This is a genomic window from Streptomyces sp. NPDC054840 (assembly GCF_053611065.1).
On record NZ_JBSGZP010000670.1, the window covers coordinates 1 to 3,978 of the forward strand.

At 69.9% G+C, this 3,978-nt stretch carries 4 protein-coding genes; 1 reads left to right on the forward strand and 3 read right to left on the reverse strand.

The genetic code is table 11. The annotated features are described in order from the left end of the window. The 3 genes from ACWGIU_RS31930 to pdhA form a co-directional block, all read right to left on the reverse strand. On the reverse strand, nt 1-539 hold a 539-nt coding region (locus ACWGIU_RS31930; protein WP_453711596.1), incomplete at its 3' end, for a biotin/lipoyl-containing protein. Nucleotides 540-551: 12 nt separating this feature from the next. After that, nucleotides 552-1,532: an alpha-ketoacid dehydrogenase subunit beta gene (locus tag ACWGIU_RS31935; protein ID WP_453711597.1), complete on the reverse strand. Its 981-nt coding sequence runs from the start codon at nt 1,530-1,532 to the stop codon at nt 552-554. Beyond that, the gene (pdhA, locus tag ACWGIU_RS31940; RefSeq protein ID WP_453711598.1) at nt 1,532-2,734 is read right to left on the reverse strand and encodes a pyruvate dehydrogenase (acetyl-transferring) E1 component subunit alpha; all 1,203 of its coding nucleotides are present in this window, start codon (nt 2,732-2,734) and stop codon (nt 1,532-1,534) included. Before pdhA ends, ACWGIU_RS31935 begins: the two co-directional genes overlap by 1 nt. Nucleotides 2,735-3,061: 327 nt before the next feature. Between pdhA and ACWGIU_RS31945 the strand changes: the two genes are divergently transcribed. After that, a complete protein-coding gene (locus ACWGIU_RS31945) occupies nt 3,062-3,736 on the forward strand; it encodes a response regulator (RefSeq protein WP_453711599.1) in 675 nt (224 codons plus the stop codon). Nucleotides 3,737-3,978: the final 242 nt, after the last annotated feature.

The window sequence follows — 3,978 nt, forward strand, 5'->3', positions numbered from 1 at the left end:
TCCTTGGCGAGCTTGCGCACCGGCGGCTTGGCCAGCGGCCGCTCACCGGCCGGCTGCGCCGGTGCGGCGGGAAGCGGCGCCGGTGCGGCCGGAGCCGCGGGGGCGGCCACCGGAGCCGCGGTGCCGTTCTGCGCGGCCACGGCGGGGGCCGGGGCGGCCTTGCGCGGGCGGCGCTTGGTGGAGGCCTCGGAGACTCCGTAGCCGACCAGGACGGGCTGGCGGGCGGCCGGGGCCGGCTCGGCGACGGCCGGAGCCGCTTCCGCCACAGCGCCAGCGCCAGCGGCCGGAGCCTCTGCCTCGCCGGTCTGCACGGAGATGATGACCTGGCCGACGTCGACCGTGGTGCCCTCCTCGAAGAGGAGGGCGTGCACGACACCGTCGAACGGGATCGGCAGTTCCACGGCGGCCTTGGCCGTCTCGACCTCGCAGACGACCTGACCGTCGGTGACCGTGTCACCGGGCTGGACGTACCACTTGAGGATCTCGGCCTCGGTGAGGCCCTCGCCCACATCGGGCATCTTGAATTCGCGGATGGTCATGACGCGGGTCTCCTAGTACGCCAGCGAGCGGTCGACGGCGTCGAGCACCCTGTCCAGGCCGGGCAGGTACTCGTCCTCCAGGCGGGCCGGCGGGTACGGGGCGTGGAAACCGCCCACGCGCAGGACCGGCGCCTCCAGGTGGTAGAAGCACCGCTCCGTGATGCGAGCGGCGACCTCCGCGCCCACGCCGAGGAAGACCGGCGCCTCGTGGACGACCACGAGCCGGCGGGTCTTCTCGACCGAGGCCTGGATCCCGTCGAAGTCGACCGGGGACATCGAGCGCAGGTCGAGGACCTCCACCGACTTGCCCTCCTCGGCGGCCGCGGCCGCGGCCTCCAGGCAGACCTTCACCATCGGACCGTAGGCGGCCAGGGTGACATCCGAGCCCTCGCGGCTCACACGCGCCTTGTGCAGCTCACCGGGGATGGCGTCGAAGTCGACCTCGCCCTTGTCCCAGTAGCGGCGCTTCGGCTCGAAGAAGATCACCGGGTCGTCGCTGAGGATCGCCTGCTGGAGCATCCAGTAGGCGTCGCTCGCGTTCGAGGGGGAGACCACCTTGAGGCCCGGCACGTGCGCGAAGAGCGCCTCGGGGGACTCGCTGTGGTGCTCGACCGCGCCGATGCCGCCCGCGTACGGGATGCGCACGACGACGGGCATCTTGACCTTGCCCAGGGCACGCGCGTGCATCTTCGCGAGCTGCGTGACGATCTGGTCGTACGCCGGGAAGACGAACCCGTCGAACTGGATCTCCACGACCGGCCGGTACCCGCGCAGGGCCAGGCCGATGGCGGTGCCGACGATGCCCGACTCGGCGAGCGGGGTGTCGATGACCCGCTCCTCGCCGAAGTCCTTCTGCAGGCCGTCGGTGATCCGGAAGACGCCGCCGAGCTTGCCGACGTCCTCACCCATGATCAGAACCTTGGGGTCCTGCTCCAGCGCCTTGCGCAGCGACTCGTTGAGCGCCTTGGCGATCGACAACTTTTCGACAGCCATCAGTGACCCTCCTCGAAGGACGCGAGGTAGGCGGCGAACTGGGCGCGCTCCTCGTCGACGAGCGCGTGCCCGTCCGCGTAGACGTTCTCGAAGATCGCCATGGTGTCCGGGTCGGGCATGGCGCGCACGGCCTCGCGCACGCGCTTGCCCATCGCCTCGCTCTCCGCTTCCAGCTCCGTGAAGAACGCCTCGTCGGCGCCCCCGGTGGCCAGCAGGTGGGCCTTCAGGCGCAGGATCGGGTCCTTGGCCTCCCAGGCCGCCGTCTCCTCGTCCCGCCGGTACTTCGTCGGGTCGTCGGAGGTGGTGTGCGCGCCCATGCGGTACGTGAACGCCTCCACCAGGGTCGGGCCCTCGCCCCGGCGGGCCCGGTCCAGGGCCCAGCGGGTCACGGCCAGGCAGGCCAGCACGTCGTTGCCGTCGACGCGCACGCCCGGGAAGCCGAAGCCCTGCGCGCGCTGGTAGAGCGGCACGCGCATCTGGCGCTCGGTCGGCTCGGAGATCGCCCACTGGTTGTTCTGGCAGAAGAACACCACGGGGGAGTTGTAGACGGCGGAGAAGGTGAACGCCTCGGCGACATCGCCCTGGCTGGACGCGCCGTCGCCGAAGTAGGCGATGACCGCGGAATCCGCGCCGTCCTTGGCCACACCCATCGCGTAACCGGTCGCGTGGAGCGTCTGCGAGCCGATGACGATCGTGTAGAGGTGGAAGTTGTTGGTGTTCGGGTCCCAGCCGCCGTGGTTCACGCCGCGGAACATGCCGAGCAGGTTGGTCGGGTCGACCCCGCGGCACCAGGCCACGCCGTGCTCGCGATAGGTCGGGAAGACGTAGTCCTCGTCGTTCAGCGCCCGGCCGGAGCCGATCTGGGCGGCCTCCTGCCCGAGGAGCGAGGCCCACAGGCCCAGCTCGCCCTGACGCTGCAGGGCGGTCGCCTCACCGTCGAAACGGCGTGTCATGACCATGTCGCGGTACAGACCGCGCAGGTCCTCGGTGGTGATGGCTGCGACGAAGGGGGCGAATTCCGCGTTGTCCGCGTTGTCTACCCGGTCCCCTTCGGGCGTCAGCAGCTGTACGAGCTGAGGTACGGCGTCCTGCGTCTGCGCGGTGGCAGCGGCGGGCTCGGCGGCGGCGTTCGCCGCGCCTGCCGCCCGCTTGGTGCCGCTGCTGCGTCGCGGCTTGCGCGCGGCAGTGCTCTCCACGGTCACGTGTGCTCCTCCGTCGGTCCGGCACCCGGGTTCTCCGGGGTCCAGTGCGGCTCACCTGTATCCGTAACGAGCGCACGGGGTGGGTGCGCGTCGCGTACGGGGATTCAGGCGTGACAGGTGCCCCGGCGAGTGCCCTGCGCAATGCACGTTACCCAGTGCGCCGCATAACTGCGAAACCCCGTTTGACCTGCGTTTTTGCTTGGATTTCCTAGTAAAAACGCAGCAACGGGAACAACCACTGGTCACAGCCTTGCAGGGGCCGGGAACAACGGCACGTTATCCCGGGTAACTCCGGCAGGGAAGAGGTGAGTGTGTGAAACTGACTTCGTGCGCGAAGACGGAAAAATCAAGGTATTCCTCCTGGACGACCACGAAGTGGTACGTCGGGGCGTCCACGAGCTCTTGTCGGTCGAAGAGGACATCGAGATCGTCGGCGAGGCCGGTACCGCCGCGGATGCCTTGATCCGTATTCCCGCCACCCGTCCCGACGTGGCCGTCCTCGACGTCCGCCTCCCCGACGGCAGCGGTGTGGAGGTCTGCCGCGAGGTCCGCTCGCAGGACGAGGACGTCAAATGCCTGATGCTGACCTCCTTCGCCGACGACGAGGCGCTGTTCGACGCGATCATGGCCGGTGCCTCCGGTTACGTGCTCAAGGCGATCCGCGGCAATGAGCTGCTGAGCGCCGTACGCGACGTCGCCGCCGGTAAGTCGCTGCTCGACCCGGCCGCCACCGCCCGCGTCCTGGAGCGGCTGCGCGACGGCGGCAGGACCGGCCGGGGCGACGACCGCCTCGCGCACCTCACCGAGCAGGAGCGGAAGATCCTCGAGCTGATCGGCGAGGGCCTGACCAACCGCGTCATCGGCGAGCGGCTGCACCTGGCCGAGAAGACGATCAAGAACTACGTCTCCAGCCTGCTCTCCAAGCTGGGCATGGAGCGCCGCTCCCAGGCCGCCGCCTACGTGGCCCGCCTGCAGGCCGAGCGCCGCTCGGCCCACCGCTGACCCGCCCTGCACACCTGGACTCCCACGCCTGCGACGGCGGATCGGCGGCCTGTCGGGCCGGGCCATTCCAAGGCGCCTGAGCCCGAACTCCGGTCGGTCCGATGCACGGGAACGGCGCGCGTCATCGAGCCCACCCACACTGAACTGGACCTTTTTGATCCGGTTCCGCATTTCATCGACGGCCGAGTCTTCGACGCCGTCCACGTGCGAATCGAACCGCGGTTCGTCACGGTGCACCCGCT

Coding starts and splice junctions, on each gene's coding strand:
- ACWGIU_RS31935 (WP_453711597.1), bottom strand. CDS start 1,532: ATGGCTGTCGAAAAGTTGTCGATCGCCAAGGCGCTCAACGAGTCGCTG.